Origin of the sequence: Photobacterium sp. S4TG1 (assembly GCF_036040035.1) — a bacterium.
Classification (GTDB): domain Bacteria; phylum Pseudomonadota; class Gammaproteobacteria; order Enterobacterales; family Vibrionaceae; genus Photobacterium.
Genome location: NZ_JAYXUH010000006.1, coordinates 129,823 through 149,976 on the forward strand (window position 1 = coordinate 129,823; position 20,154 = coordinate 149,976).

The 20,154-nt window shown below is 36.6% G+C and carries 18 protein-coding genes and 1 pseudogene; 9 read left to right on the forward strand and 10 right to left on the reverse strand.

Annotated features, from left to right (window positions below):
- Positions 1–64: 64 nt before the first annotated feature.
- Genes VXS03_RS10000 through VXS03_RS10010 form a run of 3 tightly spaced genes read right to left on the reverse strand, consistent with a single transcriptional unit; the run spans position 65 to position 3,338 of the window.
- Positions 65–742: a sulfite exporter TauE/SafE family protein gene (locus VXS03_RS10000; protein ID WP_327763559.1), complete on the reverse strand. Its 678-nt coding sequence runs from the start codon at positions 740–742 to the stop codon at positions 65–67.
- Positions 729–947 carry a cbb3-type cytochrome oxidase assembly protein CcoS gene (ccoS, locus tag VXS03_RS10005; RefSeq protein WP_327763560.1) on the reverse strand — a complete coding sequence of 73 codons (219 nt, stop codon included), beginning with the start codon at positions 945–947 and terminating at the stop codon, positions 729–731. Before ccoS ends, VXS03_RS10000 begins: the two co-directional genes overlap by 14 nt.
- Positions 948–3,338, reverse strand: coding sequence for a heavy metal translocating P-type ATPase (locus VXS03_RS10010; RefSeq protein ID WP_327763622.1), 2,391 nt, complete (start codon positions 3,336–3,338; stop codon positions 948–950).
- Positions 3,339–3,492: 154 nt separating this feature from the next.
- Here VXS03_RS10010 and VXS03_RS10015 point away from each other — a divergent pair, with 154 nt between their 5' ends.
- On the forward strand, positions 3,493–3,939 hold the full coding sequence (locus VXS03_RS10015; protein ID WP_327763561.1) for a hypothetical protein: 447 nt from the start codon (positions 3,493–3,495) through the stop codon (positions 3,937–3,939).
- 59 nt (positions 3,940–3,998) lie between these two features.
- Here the strand turns inward: VXS03_RS10015 and VXS03_RS10020 are convergent, their stop codons facing one another.
- A complete protein-coding gene (locus VXS03_RS10020; RefSeq protein WP_327763563.1) occupies positions 3,999–4,736 on the reverse strand; it encodes an SDR family oxidoreductase in 738 nt (245 codons plus the stop codon).
- Positions 4,737–4,886: 150 nt separating this feature from the next.
- Here VXS03_RS10020 and VXS03_RS10025 point away from each other — a divergent pair, with 150 nt between their 5' ends.
- From VXS03_RS10025 to VXS03_RS10050, 6 genes and pseudogenes are all read left to right on the forward strand, one after another.
- Positions 4,887–6,050, forward strand: a complete 1,164-nt coding sequence (locus VXS03_RS10025) for an FIST signal transduction protein (RefSeq protein ID WP_327763565.1) — start codon at positions 4,887–4,889, stop codon at positions 6,048–6,050.
- A gap of 5 nt (positions 6,051–6,055) precedes the next feature.
- On the forward strand, positions 6,056–8,152 hold the full coding sequence (locus VXS03_RS10030) for an ATP-binding protein (RefSeq protein WP_327763566.1): 2,097 nt from the start codon (positions 6,056–6,058) through the stop codon (positions 8,150–8,152).
- Positions 8,153–8,558: 406 nt separating this feature from the next.
- Positions 8,559–9,653 (forward strand): annotated as a pseudogene (locus VXS03_RS10035) (ISNCY family transposase); the annotation flags it as partial.
- A 498-nt stretch (positions 9,654–10,151) separates the two neighbouring features.
- On the forward strand, positions 10,152–10,919 hold the full coding sequence (locus tag VXS03_RS10040; RefSeq protein WP_327763567.1) for a winged helix-turn-helix domain-containing protein: 768 nt from the start codon (positions 10,152–10,154) through the stop codon (positions 10,917–10,919).
- Positions 10,909–11,328, forward strand: coding sequence for a hypothetical protein (locus tag VXS03_RS10045; RefSeq protein WP_327763568.1), 420 nt, complete (start codon positions 10,909–10,911; stop codon positions 11,326–11,328). The genes VXS03_RS10040 and VXS03_RS10045 overlap by 11 nt, the downstream gene beginning before the upstream one ends.
- 120 nt (positions 11,329–11,448) lie before the next feature.
- Entirely contained in the window at positions 11,449–11,694 is a 246-nt protein-coding gene (locus VXS03_RS10050) for a hypothetical protein (RefSeq protein WP_327763569.1), read from the forward strand.
- Positions 11,695–11,728: 34 nt separating this feature from the next.
- Here the strand turns inward: VXS03_RS10050 and VXS03_RS10055 are convergent, their stop codons facing one another.
- The 3 genes from VXS03_RS10055 to matP form a co-directional block, all read right to left on the reverse strand.
- Positions 11,729–12,130, reverse strand: a complete 402-nt coding sequence (locus VXS03_RS10055; RefSeq protein WP_327763571.1) for a PPC domain-containing DNA-binding protein — start codon at positions 12,128–12,130, stop codon at positions 11,729–11,731.
- Between the two features lie 65 nt (positions 12,131–12,195).
- Positions 12,196–12,501 carry a DUF3634 family protein gene (locus VXS03_RS10060; protein ID WP_327763572.1) on the reverse strand — a complete coding sequence of 102 codons (306 nt, stop codon included), beginning with the start codon at positions 12,499–12,501 and terminating at the stop codon, positions 12,196–12,198.
- A gap of 65 nt (positions 12,502–12,566) precedes the next feature.
- Complete coding sequence (gene matP, locus VXS03_RS10065) at positions 12,567–13,028, reverse strand: macrodomain Ter protein MatP (protein WP_327763573.1); 462 nt, start codon at positions 13,026–13,028, stop codon at positions 12,567–12,569.
- A 196-nt stretch (positions 13,029–13,224) separates the two neighbouring features.
- Here matP and VXS03_RS10070 point away from each other — a divergent pair, with 196 nt between their 5' ends.
- Both VXS03_RS10070 and fabA read left to right on the forward strand, forming a co-directional pair.
- Positions 13,225–14,940, forward strand: a complete 1,716-nt coding sequence (locus VXS03_RS10070; protein WP_327763574.1) for a Lon protease family protein — start codon at positions 13,225–13,227, stop codon at positions 14,938–14,940.
- Between the two features lie 68 nt (positions 14,941–15,008).
- Positions 15,009–15,524, forward strand: coding sequence for a 3-hydroxyacyl-[acyl-carrier-protein] dehydratase FabA (fabA, locus tag VXS03_RS10075; RefSeq protein ID WP_045029019.1), 516 nt, complete (start codon positions 15,009–15,011; stop codon positions 15,522–15,524).
- Between the two features lie 295 nt (positions 15,525–15,819).
- Here the strand turns inward: fabA and rmf are convergent, their stop codons facing one another.
- The 3 genes from rmf to uup form a co-directional block, all read right to left on the reverse strand.
- Positions 15,820–15,993, reverse strand: a complete 174-nt coding sequence (gene rmf, locus VXS03_RS10080; protein ID WP_036794667.1) for a ribosome modulation factor — start codon at positions 15,991–15,993, stop codon at positions 15,820–15,822.
- Between the two features lie 171 nt (positions 15,994–16,164).
- Entirely contained in the window at positions 16,165–18,219 is a 2,055-nt protein-coding gene (locus VXS03_RS10085; RefSeq protein WP_327763576.1) for a DUF3466 family protein, read from the reverse strand.
- Entirely contained in the window at positions 18,219–20,153 is a 1,935-nt protein-coding gene (uup, locus tag VXS03_RS10090) for an ATP-binding cassette ATPase Uup (RefSeq protein WP_327763577.1), read from the reverse strand. Before uup ends, VXS03_RS10085 begins: the two co-directional genes overlap by 1 nt.
- Position 20,154 lies beyond the last annotated feature (1 nt).

Genomic DNA, 20,154 nt, shown 5'->3' on the forward strand with positions numbered 1-20,154 from the left:
AACCAATTTGATGTAGGTCAATATTTTAACATATTATGAAGCAATATTACGAGTGTTAAAAACCTTACCATATTTGATTGATTGCAATATAACCAGTATGAATACCGTAAAGGATGATAAATAAACCATTAATTCGTTTAAAGTAGCTGTTGCTCAATAATGATTTTAATTTGTCAGCGATAGACCCAAGAGCAAGCATTGCAGGTAAGGTTCCTAAGCCAAAAGCTAGCATAATCATCATGCCGTCAATGGCACTGCCAGAGACGGCTGCCCAGGTTAATGTTGAGTAAACTAACCCGCAGGGTAACCATCCCCAAAGGAAACCAAAAGGGATTGCTTTAGTCGGTGATGTTAATGGTAAAAAGTGTTTCGTTAACGGTAAAATAAAACGCCAAATGACATGTCCAACACGCTCTATATAAGTAAGGCCTGACCACCATTTTCCAATATACAGCCCTAATATTATCATCATAAGAGAAGCTATTATTCTCATTAAAATCAATATACTAGCCGAATTACTTATGGCTGAAATTTCAACAATAACTTGGCTAACAATCAAACCTGCGATCATGTATGAACTTATTCGACCTAGGTTGTAATAAAGTAAATATATCCAATGATGTTGGGGCTTGTTTGGCATTCCAATAGTTACCGCCGCTGCGATACCACCACACATGCTAATACAATGGCCTGCTCCCGTTAAACCAATGAGTAGCGCAGCAACAAAATTAAGTTCTGTCATCGTCAGAATCAGATAAATGAGGGCTATTTTTTGACGACATTTGAGAAGGATGTGAAGGTTTTTCGACATCATCATCAAACAAAATATTGTGACCTTGGTGTTCCAAATCCTCAAATTGATTATTGTGTACAGCCCATAAAAAAACCATGATTGTAAGGCAAATAAAAATGAGCACTATTGGTATTAATATGTAAAGAATTGCCATTTATCTTAATAACCTTAAAGAATTTGATACAACAATAATTGAACTTACAGACATTCCTATAACTGCAATATAAGGAACAACAAGTCCAGCGATAGCCAGCGGGAGAATAATTAAATTATAGCCTAATGCCCACGCCAAATTTTCTCGAATTATATTTCGAGTGCGTAAAGCTAATTGACGCGCTGCAATAATAGATAACAAATTATTACCCAACAACACGATGTCAGCTGATGATTTTGCAATATCGGCTCCACTATTAAGCGCAATTGATAGATGCGAACCAGCTAGAATAGGGGCATCGTTAATGCCATCACCAATCATTAATGAAACATCCGTTGCGGGTATTTCCTTTAAAAAATTTAATTTACCTATTGGCGTCATATTTGCGTGTAAATGATCAATATTTAATTGTTCAGCGACACGTTGAGCATGAACAGAATTATCTCCTGTTAATATCGTGACTTTCATTCCTTGTAGCTTAAAGCTATCTACCAATTGTTTACTGTCTTGGCGAAGAGGATCCTCAATTTTGAATGCGGCAACTATATGGTTATCACATGAGAGCCATATTGAATAGTCATCGCAATAATCAACATTCGCAAGAGGGGCTAAATTGGATTGACTATCCCTAACGAATTCGTATTTACCAATACGCCATTGTTGGTTGTTTATTTTGCCACTTAAGCCATGGCCAACGATATTTTTAACACTATCAAAAAGTGGTCTTTTCGCTTGGTAAGGAAGAAAAGGCTTAGTTAAAGGGTGATTAGCATAGCGTTCTAATTCGGCTGCGTATGTAAGCACATCAGAGGTTGAATACTGCCCAAAAATAGTGGTACCAACTAACTGAACATTTCCTTCCGTTAACGTTCCTGTTTTATCTATAATGACATGATTTACTTTGCATAAAGTTTCAAGAACATGGCCACGACGAACTAATAACCCTAACTGTCCTAGACTTGATGTCGAACAAGTAAGGGCTGTTGGTGTGGCAAGTGATAATGCACAAGGGCAGGTTGCAACTAATACAGCCAGTGTTATCCATAAAGCATCTTCTGGACGATAAACATGCCAATATAGCCATGTCATGACAGCAATAACCAAAATAGCACCAACAAAATAACGTGCAACATTATCAGCCATTACGGCAATTTTAGGCTTAGAATATAACGCCTGATCTTGTAAGCGTATAATGCTTGAAATGAAGGCATCTTTTCGGTTATGCGTCACTTTGATGGTTATATTGCCATTTCCATTTAATGTCCCTGCAAAAACATGGGCATTTTTAGAACGTTTAACTGCGATTGATTCCCCTGTCAGCATTGATTCGTCGATGGTTGTTAGTCCTTGAATAATAACCCCATCGGCAGGGAGATATTCCCCAGGCAGTATCGTGACAGTGTCACCTTTTTTCAAGGTTTTTGCTGCTACTTGCTCACCAGAAACCAGAGTTGCCATTGCTGGTATGAGTTTTAAGAGGTTTGAACTGATTGCTGTTGCATGGCGTCTTGCTCGCATTTCTAAAAATCGACCTAGAAGCAGGAAAAAAGTAAACATCGAAATTGATTCAAAATATACTTCACCTTGATCTGTGACTGTAGCAAAAATACTCGCACTATAAGCGCATAATAAAGCAATAGAAACAGGAACATCCATTCCTAATGTTAACGCTTTAATATTACGCCATGCATTTCGGTAGAAAGGCAACGCTGAATATAATAGTACAGGCGTTGTAATAAAAAGACTTATCCAGCGTAAATAATTCCGAAAGCTGTTCTCATGTTTATCAAAAACATCAAAATACAAGGCGATGGCAAACATCATAACTTGCATTGTCGCAATGCCAGCAATACCAAGTTTATAAAGATAATGACGCATTGTTTTTTGGTAGTGTTGTTCTTGTGCATCGACTTCAAAAGGTGCCGCTTTATAACCTAATTGATGCATAAGCGTAAGTAAATGGCTTAATTTTACCTGGGAGTCATCCCACACTAATAATGCACGTTGAGTAGTAATATTAACTTCAATAGTAATAACACCACTTTGTTTATATAATTGTTTTTCAATTAGCCATGCACAAGCGGCGCAAGAAACACTATCAACAGAGAGTACTATCTCTTTATGGTGTTGGGCATTTTCCCTTACAAAGTCATCTTGTATATCTTGATGATCATAAAGTAATAATGTCTTTAGATGCTGAGGGACTAATTCTGATTTTTGAGCCGGTTGGGTACGGTATTCATAATAATTGGTTAGGTTATTTTCAACGATCATTGTTGCGACAGCTTCACATCCAGCGCAGCATAGATGGCGAGATTCACCGAGAATCTCAACACTTAAATTACATTTTTCCGGGATTGGTTCACCACAATGATAACAACCTTGAACCATGGGTGGTGTTATACTTGTTGAGGTCATTTATTGCTATACCCATGTAATTAAATAGGAAAATTATTCGCTCCCTATAAGGTTAGCACTTAATATCATATAAAAAGTATTTTTAACTTCAGAACATATTACAATAGTAACCAAGGAATAAATAACCATGGCAGCACAAAAATTAACACGAGGCCGATTAATTCAAATTATTGTTTTAATGATTATATTAATCACGGCTTTTGTTTGGAGAACAGTAACATACCAACCAAAAGTACCAACTCAGGTTCAGGAAACGACGTGCAATTTAAATGTTGGCGATTGTGTATTTACTATTAATAATAAGCAGGCAACAGTAACACTACTATCAAAAGAACCACAAGCTGATGCACCGCTTGAACTACAAATTAGTAATGTTGACATTGCTCCTAGTGCAACTGTTAGTGGTATAACAATGAATATGGGTATATTACCTATTGAATTTACGCAACAAAAGGAAGGTTGGCTTGGTAAGTTTACTGTTCCTGATTGCACCCATGATAAAATGACATGGGTTATTGATATTAAAATGGATAAAGATATTTATTCGTCACAATTTACTGTTAATAAACAGTGATATTCGACCTAAAGTAGCGCCGAATACCTTATATAGAGTAAATAAACTGTCATCATTATTTACTCTGTATAAATCATCTTCTTTGTCATTCCGCCATCAATAACAAAATTTTGCCCCGTAATAAATCCAGATTGGGTACAAATTAAAAGTTCAATGACTTCTGCTATATCATCAGTATGCCCAACACGTCCGGTGAGGTGTTGCTGATGATCTATTTGGCTTAGTGTGTTGTTGGCAGCATTAATCCAACCAGGTGAAATACAATTTACTTTTATTTCAGGCCCTAAACTTACAGCTAATGCATGTGTTAAAGAAACAATTCCTCCTTTCGTTGCACTGTAAGCTTCAGTATTTGCTTCTGATTGCAATGCTCTCGTTGAAGCAATATTAACAACACTTCCATGTGATGCTTTTAATAAAGGTAAACATTGTTGAGTAACCATTAATGGCGCAGTTAAATTCACATCAATAATACGCTGCCATTCATCAAGAGATAATGAATCTAATGGGGTGTTATAAGGATCAGCAATTGCAGCATTATTGACAAGGCCATTGAGTTGACCAAACTGTAATGTTATTTCGTTAATAATCGTTTTGATGTCATTTTTATTGGTTACATCCGCCGGCCAAAAACGAATTTTAGGATCATCTGCAACAAGTTGATGTCCTGCGTCAATATCAATATCGATAGCAATGACGATATTATTCTTATTTGATAAATATTGGCAAATACCTTTCCCAATACCTTTTGCACCACCTGTAACCAAGATAACATTTTGAACAATTGAATGTGACATAATACTCCATGAGTCTATTAACTGTACTATGATAGGAGATAACTGAGTGATTATTAATAATAAGATAAAAAATAACAATTAAAAATGATTTGCTTACTGATCGTATTCAGAAAAATGATTATGATAGGGAAAAATTAAAAAGATATGGCTATGGATATTGCAACAAGTTTTTCTTTGCTAAATAATTCTCGCGACGCAATTATTGAAGCTATCAATAAATTAGATGAGAAAATAGCACCACCATCATTATTATTACTGTATTTTTCGGAAGATTACGATTGCGATATTTTACAATCAATGTTGACTGAACATTACCCAAATACTCCTTTTCTTGCTTGCTCATCTTGTCAGGGGTTTATGACAGAAGATGGGTATATAAAAGGACAAGGCCTAGCACTTTGGGCTATTAATGATATTATTGGTGCTTATGGAACATCAATTGTTTCTTCTAATAGTTCCATCTTTAATATAGCCCGTCAGGCAATACTTAAAGCCATTAATAATAGCGGCCGTATTGGTGAATCGCCGGCATTAATATTACTTCATGCTACACCTGGTAACGAAGAAGAGGTTATTCGTGGTATAGAAGATGTAGTTGGAAAAAATATTGCTATTATTGGCGGTAGCGCAGCAGATAATAATGTAGAAGGTAAGTGGCAGATATTTAATCAAGAACAACAAACACAACAAGGTATAGGTATTACTGTATTTTATCCTAATTGTGAAATAAGTTTTTCTTTTCACTCAGGATATGCCGCAACAGAATATTCAGCTATTGCAACAAAGGTACGTGGACGTGAGGTTATTGAACTAGATCATCAACCTGCAGCAGACGTTTACCAAAAATGGATTCAACAGAAATTTGAAGCTAATAGCAGTATTATAAATGAAAGTAGTTTAAATCCACTTGGTCGTTTAGTTGGCACTATCCATGATTTACCTTATTTTAAATTAGCTCATCCACTAATGGTTACTCAAACGAATGGATTAAAAATGTTTGCCTCAATTATTGAAGGCGAACGGTTATATTTTATGACAGGTACTGATGAACGTTTAATAACACGGGCAGGCCGAGTAATAACTGCAACTAATGGCATTAAATTAAATCCTATTGGTGGTTTAACAATATATTGTGCAGGTTGTATGCTTAAAGTTCAGCAGCGTATGAACGAAGTTGCAGTGTATGTGAATATAGCCATGCATAATAAACCGTTTGTTTGTCCATTTACTTTTGGTGAGCAAGGACAATTTGTTACGGGTGAAAATGCTCATGGCAATTTAATGATTTCCGCTGTTGTTTTTCATAGGGACTAATATTTATGATTAGTAGTGATTCAGAAAAACTACAAGAAACGTTATTAGATCTTCAGCGAACTCAAGAAAGAGAAACACAATTACGTATAGAGAATGCGGCTATTCTTGAGGGTGTCTCAGCAATGGCTGGCGCTAATAATAAGCGACAAGTTTTTAATAGTTTATTAGAAGTATTACGTAAGTTTATTGCTTTTGATAATGCTATTGTTTTAACTCGTGATGACGAAGCATCTGATTTACATGTATTAATGAGCACAGTAACAGCCCTTGATTTAAGTCATTGGCAAGTTAGTAGTACCTTTAATCGGTGTATAAATGGCGAATGTATCGCTTTATATTCACCCAAAGATATAGAAGAATTTAAAAATAAAAGCCCAGATCTATTAAATATTTGTCATTCTAGTTTAATTACTGGTGTGAAGATTAGCTCTGGTGATGCCATGATCATTCTAATGAGTAGTGAAAAAGGGCATTTCACATCCAGTTGCCGTCGAGTGCTAAATAGATTCCGGCCATTACTTGAACGTGCGATTATAGATATTGATTATCGTGAGCGGTTACAGTCTTTAGTGACAGCACGAACCCAAGAATTGATCCATAGTCAGCAACGATTTAAAGACTTTGCTCGTACTGTTGGTGATTGGTTCTGGGAAATCGACACTGACTATAAATTCAGTTATATTTCTGCAGCTCAAATCGCTAACCACTTAATAGATAAAGATAATATCTTAGATTTCTTTGGCGAGCATGAAGATTTCAAACAAAAGTTTCGTACACAATTACAACAAAATAAATCGTTTGAAGATCTAGAATGGCAATTATTCATTGATGGCAAAGAACAATGGTTAAGTTTTAGCGGTACACCTTACTATAGTAAGCACGGGATACTGTTAGGATATCGTGGTACTGTAAAAAATATCACGGTTAGGAAAAAACGACTATTTGATTTACAGCAAGCACGTCAACAATCTGAGGCAGCAAACAAAGCCAAATCACAATTTATTGCAATGATGAGTCATGAAATACGAACGCCATTAAATGCAGTATTAGGCTTAATGGATATGTTGTCTTCATCAGGCTTAGAGAATGGACAGCGACAATGGTTAGGGCAAATGGAGCAATCAGCACATTTACTATTAACTATTATTAATGACATTCTTGATTTATCCCGTATTGAATCAGGTAGTTTTGAACTGTTTAATAGCAATATAAATCTTTCTGACAGTATTGTTTTAGTGAAGAACCAACTTCTACCAGAAGCCAATAAAAAAGGCATACTTCTAGAGTGTGATATTGCTAAATCAATTCCTGAATATATCTTTGCAGATAAGAATCGTATTATTCAAATCATGTTTAACCTCATTGGTAATGCGATTAAATTTACAGATATTGGTTTAGTTAAAATCATTGCTAATAAAGTTGATAACAATATTGAGATTTCCGTTTGTGATACTGGTATCGGTATTGCTGAAGATGCTCAAGATAATCTATTTCATCCTTTTCACCAAGCTGATGGTAGTATTACTCGTAAGTACGGTGGCACAGGATTAGGATTGACGATCAGTCAGTTATTGATCAAAAAAATGCACGGTAATATTACACTTAGCAGTGAGTTAGGTGTGGGGAGTTGTTTTAAAATAACATTTCCCATTAAGCCAGCTGTTGAACAGACCGAAAATTTAACGGCCGATAAGCATTCACACTCAACGCGGTCTTTAGATATATTATTAGCAGAAGACAGTCCAACTAATCAGTTAGTCGCTAAGCTAATGTTAGAGCGCCGAGGTCATAAGGTCACGATAACTAATCATGGGCAAGAGGCGGTTTTAAAACTGTTACAGTGTCACAATATGTTTGATTTAGTGCTTATGGATATATCAATGCCTGTTTTAGATGGATTAGAAGCGACGAAGCATATCAGAAAGCTCAATATAAACATTCCAGTCGTAGCTTTAACGGCAAATGCAATGCAAAGTGATCAATTTCTATATCAACAAGCTGGAATGAATGGGTTTTTAGCTAAACCAATACAACCAGAAGAATTAGATTTAATGCTGGAAAAATACCAAAATCTAAAATCTGTCAGTAAAGTATCGTCATAAATGAACGTTGATTGATGAACCAAACGGACAGCTATTATAGTTGTCCGTTTTTTTGATCTGTGAGTAATTAACACTTAATTTAAGTACCAAGCAAAATGAACATGTGCGGCAGTATTTAAATTAAGTGTTAATTACCTATTTTATGGTAAATAGCTAATACTGTTAAATAGACCGGTTCAACTGATAAAGTACAAGATAAAAGAGGAGTACTTAAAGGTAAGTTCATACAATATAGCAGCAGAGACTCAATACCTTACACCTTATTTAACATAATATACATAATGCGCACTTAGGTTGTAGCTCCCAAGGTAAAGTGTCTCTTTTTTGCAAAGCTAAAATGTCCTGTTTTTCTATAGTGATCAGTATCTGCTGATCAATTTGAGTTAAACAAAATATGTTGGTTACCATGAATGACAAAGAGATATTTCGCTTAGGTACAATTCGTGATGTTTGTGAAAAACGAATCAAACGTAAAGATGCTGCACAGCTTCTTAATGTCAGTGTTCGTCAGGTTCAACGATTAATAACACGCTATCGAGATCTCGGTGCTGTTGGTTTGGTTCATCAGCGTCGTGGCCAATCACCAGGCAATAAAATTAATGCTGATATACGCCATCAATGTTTAAACCTGATCCACGAATATTACGCAGACTTTGGGCCGACATTGGCACGTGAAAAATTGATTGAACGCCACGGCATTAAAATTGGATTAGAAACCTTACGCCAATGGATGATCGCTGATCGCTTTTGGGTACCACATTTCAAACGTAAGCCTTGCGTCTATCAACCGCGTCATCGTCGTGATTGTTATGGCGAGTTAATTCAAATAGATGGTTCACATCACGATTGGTTTGAAGGTCGCAGTGACAAATGTTGTTTGTTGGTTTTCATTGATGATGCCACCGGCAAACTGATGAACTTACGTTTTAGTGAAACAGAATCTGTGTTTGATTATATGGTCGCCACGCGTGAATATGTTGAACACCATGGCAAACCCTCTGCTTTTTATAGTGATCGGCATGCGGTATTTCATGTCAGTAAACGGGATGCAAAAACCAACCGTATGACTCAGTTTGGTCGTGTATTGCATGACTTAAACATTGAATTGATTTGCGCAAATAGCTCTCAAGCTAAAGGTCGTGTTGAGCGTGCTAACAAAACCTTACAAGATCGCTTAGTCAAAGAAATGCGTTTACAACACATTGATAATATTGAACAAGCTAATGCGTGGCTCCCCGACTTTATCACTGTTTTTAACCAACGTTTTGTCAAAGCTGCTCAATATCCTAAAGACATGCATCGGCCATTACGAGAATCAGTAGATGAATTACATGATATTTTCGCATGGCAAGAGCCAAGAAAAGTCTCAAAGTCACTGACATTTCAATACGACAAAGTCATCTATTTAATTGACCCAACTGAAGAAAATCAACGGCTTGTACATCAAGGTGTTAAGGTTCTTGATCGCCAAGATGGCACCATCATCATTCAATATGGTCATTTTTTAAGACGTTTGAAAAATGCCTAACTTCCCTGCTCTATAATCTTAGCTTTATCATTGTAGCTTAATCAATGGATGTTTTTATCGTGATCAACATCCATTGATTAAGCAGAATTCAACAAAATATATCAGTCTCTATGAATAATATCCTCTTTTATTGCCTATTTTTAACCATAATAAACCAGCGTTTTGCTCTTCGTATTTAAATTTTCTGCACTATTAGTACCATAAAATATAAGTTATCTTGCATTAGCCAGGTAGGAAATTAACATTTACGATAAAAATACTTAGATTTAAGACAATAATGTATAGATTATCTTCTAAAGAGAATAAATCATCTCGAAGAGTTATAGGTTTTATGATGGTTATACCCGTTTCACAATTGCATATTTAGCGGTTTTGTATAGAATACTAAGACACTGTCTCTACTTTGATATTGTGTATTTGATGACAATTTAGTTATTGTTTTATAGCTAAAACTGATAGATAAGAATAAAAATGAACGATGAAGTAAACGGCGGTTGTAAACGTCTTGGGCGTTTCGATGTTGATTTTGCACGTAGAACCATAACGCGGATTAGTGATGGTGCTTTTATTAAAGCATCACGATCGGAAACCTTAATTTTCACTCTTCTTGCTGAAGCAGCTAATAATACAATATATAGAGAAGTTTTATTAGCTGAATGCTGGCAAGGTAAAATTGTTACCAATAATTCATTAACGGTTGCAATTAAAAATTTACGTACTGCATTTACTAAAATTGGTGAGCATAAAATAATAACGACTGAGCCTAAATTAGGATATTGTATTCGACAAACAGCACTTATTGATGACGGTTCTCACCCTCCTAAAAATGATGCTGTAAATAGTGAAGCTCAATCCATTGTTAAAAATGAAAAAAAAGAAGATATAAAACATCAAGAATTAGACAACGTAGCTTTTAAAAAAACACGTATCCGTAATATAAAACTGTTTGATATTATCATTGCTCTTGCTTTTTTCTTTACTACATTAATAATTTGTTATCGCTTGTTATTTTTTGTTGATACAACTTCTGTTGAAGGATTACCTGTTATTTATGATGGTGTAGATTTGCCTAAACCGGTGCAGAATGCAATATTACAAAATGATAATAGCAGTATAAGCCAATGGTACGCCTTTCCGATGAGTAAAGGTTGTAATTATTATCAATTATTTAGCATAAGTAATGGCCATTTTGTTGATTACTCATCAACGATCAAACAGGAAATTTGTAGTGTTAAATAAAGCGCTTATTGGCATTATTAGTGCAATTGTTTTTTTATTAGCTCAATCAATAATCAGCTCAGTAAATACGAAAGCTACATATGAGTTTTCTACAAAAAATAATAATGCAGCACAGGATACATTACAGTTAACATTGAATGATGGCCATGCTTCTATGTTGATTTCACGAAAATGTAGTACGAATAATTATTATTCTAGTCGTTTTAATGGTTTATTTTTGAGATTCCAAAACCACTACTATTTATTAGGTATGGAGCATTTAGATAGTAATAATTCACAGTTAATGTTTAGTAACTTTTTTATAGACTCATTACGTTCTGGTGATGCTATTTATATATCACGCTCCCCTTTTTCTTGTCAAAACGGGGCTTTTTCTGAGATTCTAATAGGAAAAAGAACAATAATTTAAAATTTAAAGTCGTCGAGAGATGGCTTTAAAATAAGAGTATAAATAAAGTTATAGTGCATTAGAATAAAAGATTCACTGATTACTATCTTCTTGATATTATTAATAACAAAAGGAGTATCTATGGCTATTACAATTAGAGATATCGATCAACATTATTACATGATTGAAGCATTAAAATCTCTTACAGAAACAAATGTAACAACTAAAGCATTAATTAAAGGTGGTTATTTAGCTGTTGAAATTGGCGAAAAATTAGAAAAAGAAACAATTCTGCGACTAAAAGCAGAAACAGAACTAGCAGAATTAAAAGAAAAGATTGCCTTTTTTATTCAAAGTAAAGAAGCATTACTGAAATCTATTGGATAACAATGACAGCCCAAGAATAAATAACTTGGGCTGATTAGTTATTTTCAAATATAACCAGTTCATCAAAGCCCGTTTTATTATCATACTCACATATAAATTTTAAATTATTATATTCAAGTAAGCAAAGTTCTGCAGTGTAAGACACTATACAACCGGGAACTAAATGGCCGCCGTATACACGCCCCTCACTATCAGCTACAGAAATATGTACATGAACATGCTTAGGTGTTAATGTTCCAGACAACGATATAATTTCTAATGGCCCTTCAAGGTGTAATATTTTTTGCTCATTTGCTAATCTAATTTTAGCTTGAGATAAGCAGCCGATGCCTGTTAATAATGAACCAGCCTGTATCTTCTTTAATTGAATAATTTCTAATAGTGAATAACGTAAATCATCCCCTTTTAATAACCGCTTTGCATAGGGTGTTATCATTTAAAACCTCATTATAATAAAAAACGCTACCGAAATTGATAGCGTTATTTTATTTAAAATCCATATTATGCTCTTTTTCCACGTTTTGATGTCGATATGTTATGAGGAAAAACATTCTTTATACGTTGTTTTACTTTAGGTGGAACGGTATTTGAAAAATCTAATTTAGTCGCAAATCGTGTTTTATATACTTTTACGCGTCCAGAGAATGGGGTTTTATGAGCTATATCTCGACAAGCAGTTTGAAATCCAGTAGGCACTTGCCCTTTTGTCTTAGTAAGCTCACCATCTTTAAACTCTAGTACCATTACTGGTCGATCTTTAAATACAAGAAAAATAACCACAACAGCTAATAAAAGAACATATTCCATTACACACTCCTTAATAATAAAGTTTAGCTTAAAAGAAAAACACCAACGACGTCATCAAAAGTATATTATTCAAAAGAATCTGAATTAAGTAGTTGGTTAAGGTCATTTTTTAAATCTGAAACGGTTTGACTCGCTTGTTCGGTTCGAGAGCTTTCACTGATCAAATATTCAATAGTGTCTGATAATGTTGAGCCTAACTCTTGTGATTTTTCGGCTAATTTTTCCCAAACGCGGTAATCCAAATCAATGGATTTCTTTTTTGTATGCGTCTGTTCAGAATTAAAATGCCGCTTACGCTTGGCTCTAATGGCTTGTTTTAGTTTATTCTCTAAACTATTCGCCATATTGCTATTAATCCACTCGATAACCTTGGTTGGTTCATGTTCAATTGCGAGCAAGGTTTGTATTGCTGCATCAGCTTCACTTTGATCAACAAAGCTTGTTATTGCCTCTCCTTCTTTCCATTTCTTCACCAAATAAGTCCATTTCCAACCTGCTTCAAGGTTCTCAAGTTGCTGATATTTCATAGGATTGATAATTCTCAAACTATTAAAGTTAACTGTTACAGTGTAACTCTGGAACGGTAAAATAACAATCTATTCTCTTAATATTAAGTCGCCTTAATATTGAAATTTAAATATAGACGATAAGTGTCTATTATGAGCCCTTTGATTGCTTTATACTGCACATCTTTATCACAGTAACAATAGAAATCATAAATTTATGCATGAAGAATCTTGGCGTAACATGTTTCCAGATTACAGCCCGTATCAGCACGTATTAGATCAATATGATGATCTAGAACCTACTCTGGTCGGCATCCTTCAGTCTCGCTTGTCAGATGCTATACGCCGCTTCACCGCGATGAATTTACAGCCACGCATTCTACGCATTACAGCTTCCGATAACACGTTATATCGTGATTACATTATTGAATTGCTAAAAAAAAGTATTAATAAATCAAGCGTAAATAATGAAAACACTGTAGAACAACCCATCATCATTGCAGGTGACAACGTCACTCATGAGAAGTTATTTGGCGCAGTTTATCCGGCTAAAGACGGTGAAACACAACCACAATTAAAACACGGTCTACTTCATCAAGCCCATAACGGTTACCTTGTTTTATCTATTACTGCCATTTTAAGCGATCCAAGCTTATGGCCGCAGTTAAAAAATGTTCTAATGGATGGCCAACTTGAGTGGCAACCTATCACGAATAAACGTCTCTATGAAATACCAGTATCAGAAACAGTTAATGTTAAGCTTATAATTATAGGCGAACGTTATTTAATGGCAGAGCTTGATGCTGCCGAGCCTGATTTAAGTGATGGTATGGCAATGTACGGTGAATTTGAGCAAGATCTATTGCTTAATGAAGCAACACTGACCGATTACATCAGTTATGTTAAAGGTATTAGCCAATACTATAACTTACCCGCTTTTGCTGATTCAGACGCGATTCATACTCTATTACTCGCAGGTGCTCGTCACGCAGAAGATCAAACACGCTTACCTTTATGTCCATTATGGCATTTAAATTTGCTCTCAGAAGCGTCAGTTGAGTCAGAAGGTAATCTAATTACTGCGGCTCACATCAAAGCGTCATTAAGAGCAAAAGAATATCGTGAGTCATATTTACCTGAGCGTGCCATTGCAGATATCCATCACGGCCAAGTATTAATTGCGACTGAAGGTGAAGAAATCGGTCAAGTTAATGGCTTAACGGTTGTTGAAATGCCAGGACATCCTAGCGCTTACGGTGAGCCAGCACGTATTTCGTGTGTGGTCCACTTTGGCGATGGTGATATTACTGATGTTGAACGTAAGGTTGAACTTGGCGGTAATATTCACGCGAAAGGTATGATGATCATGCAAGCCTTTGTCGCAACAGCCCTAGATTTAGATCAAGCGCTTCCTTATTCTGCATCGATTGTTTTTGAACAATCCTATTCAGAAGTTGATGGTGATAGCGCATCATTAGCTGAACTTTGTGCATTAATGTCTGCATTATCCTTACAACCTATTAATCAAGAAATTGCAGTGACAGGCGCAGTTGACCAATTTGGCCGTGTGCAGGCGGTTGGTGGCATCAACCAAAAGATTGAAGGCTTCTATAAGGTTTGTGTTCATCGCGGCCTAACGGGTAATCAGGGTGTAATTTTACCGCATACTAATTTATCAAGCCTTTGCTTAAACGATGAAGTGATCGAAGCAATTAAAGCGAAACAATTCCATGTTTGGGCGGTAAATAATGTTGATGAAGCGATCCCTCGCCTTACCAATAAAGCGTTCCGTAGTGAAAACGAGGACGACGAAACTATCCTCTCTTTAATTGAAGAACGCATCGATTATTTCCACCATGGCGACCTTTCAAGTGAGATTGGTATTGTAAATCGACTACGATTAATGATATCCAACTGGTTGGGCCAGAACTGATCCGAGTTGTTTAGCGTACACGTGTAAGCTAAATTGCTTGCATACTTTTGAAGGAGTAAATGATTCTAATGACACGCCAGAATTCTTATACACACGAAGAACTAGTTGCATGTGGTAAAAGCGAGCTATACGGTCCTGAATTTCCATCACTACCAGTAGACAATATGCTGATGATTGACCGTGTTGTGAATATCTCAGCTGAAGGTGGAGACCACGGCAAAGGCTTTATCCATGCGGAATTAGATATCAATCCTGATCTATGGTTCTTTAATTGTCACTTTATTGGTGATCCAGTAATGCCTGGTTGTCTTGGCTTAGATGCTATGTGGCAGCTTGTTGGTTTCTTCCTTGGTTGGTCTGGCGGTGAAGGTAAAGGCCGTGCACTTGGTGTTGGTGAAGTTAAATTTACAGGCCAAGTATTACCAACAGCGAAAAAAGTCACTTACGATATTCAACTTAAACGTGTTATCAACCGTAAGCTTATTATGGGTGTTGCAGATGGCCGCGTTCTTGTTGATGGCAAAGAAATCTATGTTGCTAAAGATCTTAAAGTAGGTCTATTTAAAGATACGGACAACTTCTAATACAACTAGATGCTAAAATATTAAAGCTCTGGGGTTTTCTTCAGAGCTTTTTTTTCGCTTGTTTTATCTATTTAATATTCTATTGTACCCACCAATAATTGCCTCAGACAATACCACCGCCGATCAATCACCTTTGAAATTAATGCTAGCTAATTTAACATCCACCAGCAATAAATTAGAAATAGATAGCTTATTTCGCGAGTGTGATAAACATCGTTCTACAAGAATGATAGCAATAATAAAAAGCCCCTTCTCCTAAGGGGCCTCAGAAAGGTTAACCATGAGGGAGGTTATCTTATTTATAGAGACCTTGTTGCATTTCCTCTCTTGCGTCTCGCCAACCGCCTAACCAATTCGTACGGGCGTCAGTACCGTTGTACGGACAATCATCTGTAGAACGGCCATTCAAACCGGCTTGATAACCTCGAGCTTGTGCGCGTTCTAAACGATCCCGCTTTTGTCTCTTCATAGTTCGATCCTCATCCTTATCTGTTTGGTACTTTTCATTACACTAAAGTAATGACGGAGTGTTATGACTCCTTTATTAAAAATGGGTCAAATTTTGAAATTGATCAAGCTCAAAAACAAAACGGGCTCACAATTTGTGAGCCCGTTGCAATTAAATAATTTAATTAAAAAATTATTTTCTTCTTCTGAAACCAATAAAACCTAGTGCTGTCAAAGCTAAAATGCCTAATGAACCGCCTGAACGCTCCAAAGGTTCATCTTCATCTTTTACACGAGGTTGAATATCGTTAGCTGTTGCATTTGCATTAGGTACTAGCTTAACGATGACACGTTGCTCTGTACTATTACAATGGGCAAGATTACTAAGATTCGCATATCCACCTTGACAGTAATAAGCAGTCGCTGCAATCACACCCGCATTGTTAACACCAGTCGCGTCTAAAATACGGTATGAGTTTGCTACAGAACCCACGCCTGCATTTGGATCATTGGTTAGATCATCAAGCATCCATGCCTTATTTGGAGCAAGAACAACTTCACCATTAGCATTCTTAATAACAGAATTATTTGTCATATAAGTAAATGCGCGATGACGTGCTTCTTTACCTCTACTTGCTTCAATATCAACCCAGCCTACAACTTGATCATTATCATTGACTGCAGCTGCATTACTGTTTGAATCTTTAAAGAAAATAGACGGTGCTAGATCATCAAAAAACTGCGCTTTACTTTGTCCTGCTTTGTAAACGAATGCACGTTGTGGTTTCTCACCATTACCTTTTGCATCACCTACAATAACAGACTTATTGTTAACACCATTTGCCATAGTGTAAGTAAAATCACGATCGTCACCAGGCTTAATATCTAATCCAGGAATTAAAGTACGAGTCCATGAGGTTAAATCAGCAGATTTAGGTGTGAAATATGCTGCTTGTATTGCGTAAAAGTCATCTCTAACATCTGTTGTTGAATAACCAGCAACAATGGGATTACCGTTGGCATCTAATGTAACCGCTTGAGCTGAGGCTTGAAATGATAATGCGTCATTGTCTTTATCAATAACAGCTAAGCCGTCACGATTATCGCCGCTACCCGCAGTAATGGCATGGGATGTTACACTTCCATCAGTATCCACCAGCCAATATGCAGCTTCGTTTGCAAACGTACTAAACTGACATTCCCAATTTGAATAAATATTCTCAGATACGTTGGTTGTACATAACTTCATTGTGTCAAAATGAAGTAAGTCTGAACCATCATTTAAGATATCTTGAGAGCTTGGTAATTTATCATCATCTTCACGATCTTTGCCATCACTATCTTTAGCGAAGAAACTTGGCGCATAAGATGATGAACCAACAACAAGTAACTTACCGTCAGTCATAGCAACAGCATCATTAGCCTGTGTTTGTCCCATATTTGAAACAAGTGCATTTGATGTAGTTACAGGCGCTAATTGAACAGACTGACCGTTAGTATTAACAAAACCACGCTTTTCAAATGCACGCGGCATACCAGAGCCATTCTTAAATAATGACGATGAAGTAATACCGTAAACAAAATTAGTTCCTACAGCGCCCTTTACAAGCGTGTCTGTAGTGTCGGCAATAATATTACCAAGGTTTGATTTTTGAGTACCATCGTATTTTGCCGCATCAGTAGCAAAAGAATCTATAGCTTCACCATTCAATAAGCCTTGAGAATTAGAATGGTAACCGTATACCCAAGCAGCTAACTTTTTCTGTAAGCCACCTAAACCTTGACCATCCCATTCATTATCATCAGTATATTTCAGACCAAAAAATTGATTTTCAGCCCAAACATCACAAGTGCCATAACCTAAGTAATCATCACAATAACGATGTAATTCATATTGGTTAACAATATCTTGGCTATTTTGATTGTATGGTGTGACATCAACAATTGGTGTACCTTCTGTACCACGACGAGCAACACCTGTAACAGTGTAATCATCAACAGCACACTCAGTACCTGTAAAACAGTTCGCATTCTCAGCTGATGGCTTAATACCCGTACTTGATACAGTGATCGGCGTACTGTTTGCGTTAGCTTGAGCTTCTGCAAAATAATCTTGATTAGCGAGTTGCTTAACACCTGCACTATCAGCATTTGCAACAGGTACAACAGTATATACAGCAGCACTCGCTTGTGATGCCCCTGCAATTAAAATAGCAAGTGTAGAAAGCTTTAACATCTTATGTGGCATTAGGATTCCTTTTGCATCGCGTCCAGCTCTTCCCATCGTTCAAAAGCTACTTCAAATTCTTCTTCAAGCTTAGCTAAAGCTGTAAGAGTCGCTTGAGTATCTTTTTTCGGATCCGAGAAAAACGCAGGGTCATTAACTTGTTCCTGCAATTTTGCGATTTCATTCTCTAAGTCTTCAATTTTTTGCGGTAAGCCTGCTAACTCATGTTGAAGCGTAAAAGATAGCTTCTTACCTGCACGTTTAGGTGTTGCTTGTTGCTGCTTTTGTTCTTGATCTGCTTTTTTCTTTTTTGCTAATTCAATTTGAGCTGCCTGCTCTTTCGCTTGATTAGCATAAGAATTAGCACGCTGAGACTGAGCATCATGGTAACCGCCAACGTATTCGTTAACAACGCCATCACCTTCAAAAATCCAGCTTGTAGTCACAGTATTATCAACAAATTGACGATCGTGACTGACTAAAAGTAGTGTCCCTTGATAATTGGCAAGAATATCTTCTAAAAGTTCCAATGTTTCGATATCTAAATCGTTTGTTGGTTCATCGAGAACCAATAAATTATTAGGCTTAAGGAACAATTTTGCGAGTAACAAACGGTTTTTCTCACCACCAGACAATGCTTTAACCGGCGTACGAGCACGACGAGGATGGAATAAGAAATCTTGTAAGTAACCTAAAGCATGACGCGTCTTACCATTAATGGTTACTTCTTGCTTACCGTCAGCAAGGTTATCCATTACCGTTTTCTCTGGATCTAGAATTTCACGGTATTGGTCAAAATAAGCGACTTCAAGTTTAGTACCACAATGGAAGTCACCTTCTGTTGCTTGTAATTTATCAAGCATCACTTTAATCAGCGTACTCTTACCACAACCGTTAGGACCAATTAATGCAATACGATCGCCACGCATAACATTAAAGCTAAAGTCTTTAACGATTTGCTTATCGCCGTAACTATAACCGATATTTTTAGCTTCAAAGACAATCTTACCTGAACGGTTAGCATCTTGTAGCTGCATATCAGCTTTACCAACCACGTCACGACGCTCACTACGCTCGTTACGTAATGCTTTAAGTGCACGAACACGCCCTTCATTACGCGTACGACGTGCTTTAATACCTTGACGGATCCATACTTCTTCTTGCGCTAATTTCTTATCAAATAACGCGTTTTGTTCTTCTTCTACACGTAATAGTTCAGTTTTAGCATCTAAGTAAGCTTCATAGTCACCAGGGAAAGACACTAATTGACCACGATCTAAATCGATAATACGTGTTGCCATTGAACGAATGAATGCACGGTCGTGAGAAATAAAGATAATTGAACCACGGAAATCTTTTAAGAAACCTTCAAGCCATTCAATTGTTGTTACGTCGAGGTGGTTCGTTGGCTCATCCAATAAAAGGATATCAGGATCACATACAAGCGCACGAGCAAGTGCCGCTTTACGTTGCCAACCACCAGAAAGGTCAGTTAACAGTGTATGTGGTTCTAATTTTAAACTTTCTAGAACAGCAGCAATGCGTGTATCAAGCTGCCAACCATTATGGTGATCAACTTGTTCTTGAATACGCGCTAGCTTATTAATATTCGCTTCACTAGGATCTTCTGTCACTAAATCTAACTGGTGGTGATATTCACGTAATACACGACCGGCATCAGCAAGACCTTCAGCAACATAATCAAAGACTGAACCTTCAGCATTACGTGGTGGATCTTGCTCTAAGCGCGAAACCACCAGCTCGTTTTGACGTTGAATGCTACCGTCATCAAGTAATACCTCACCAGCAATCACTTTCATTAATGTTGATTTGCCTGCGCCATTACGACCAACAAGACAAACACGCTCATGAGAATGAAGAAGAAATTCAGCTTTATCGAGTAAAGCATGATCGCCATAGGCTAGTTGGGCGTTACTGATTTTAATTAGTGCCATC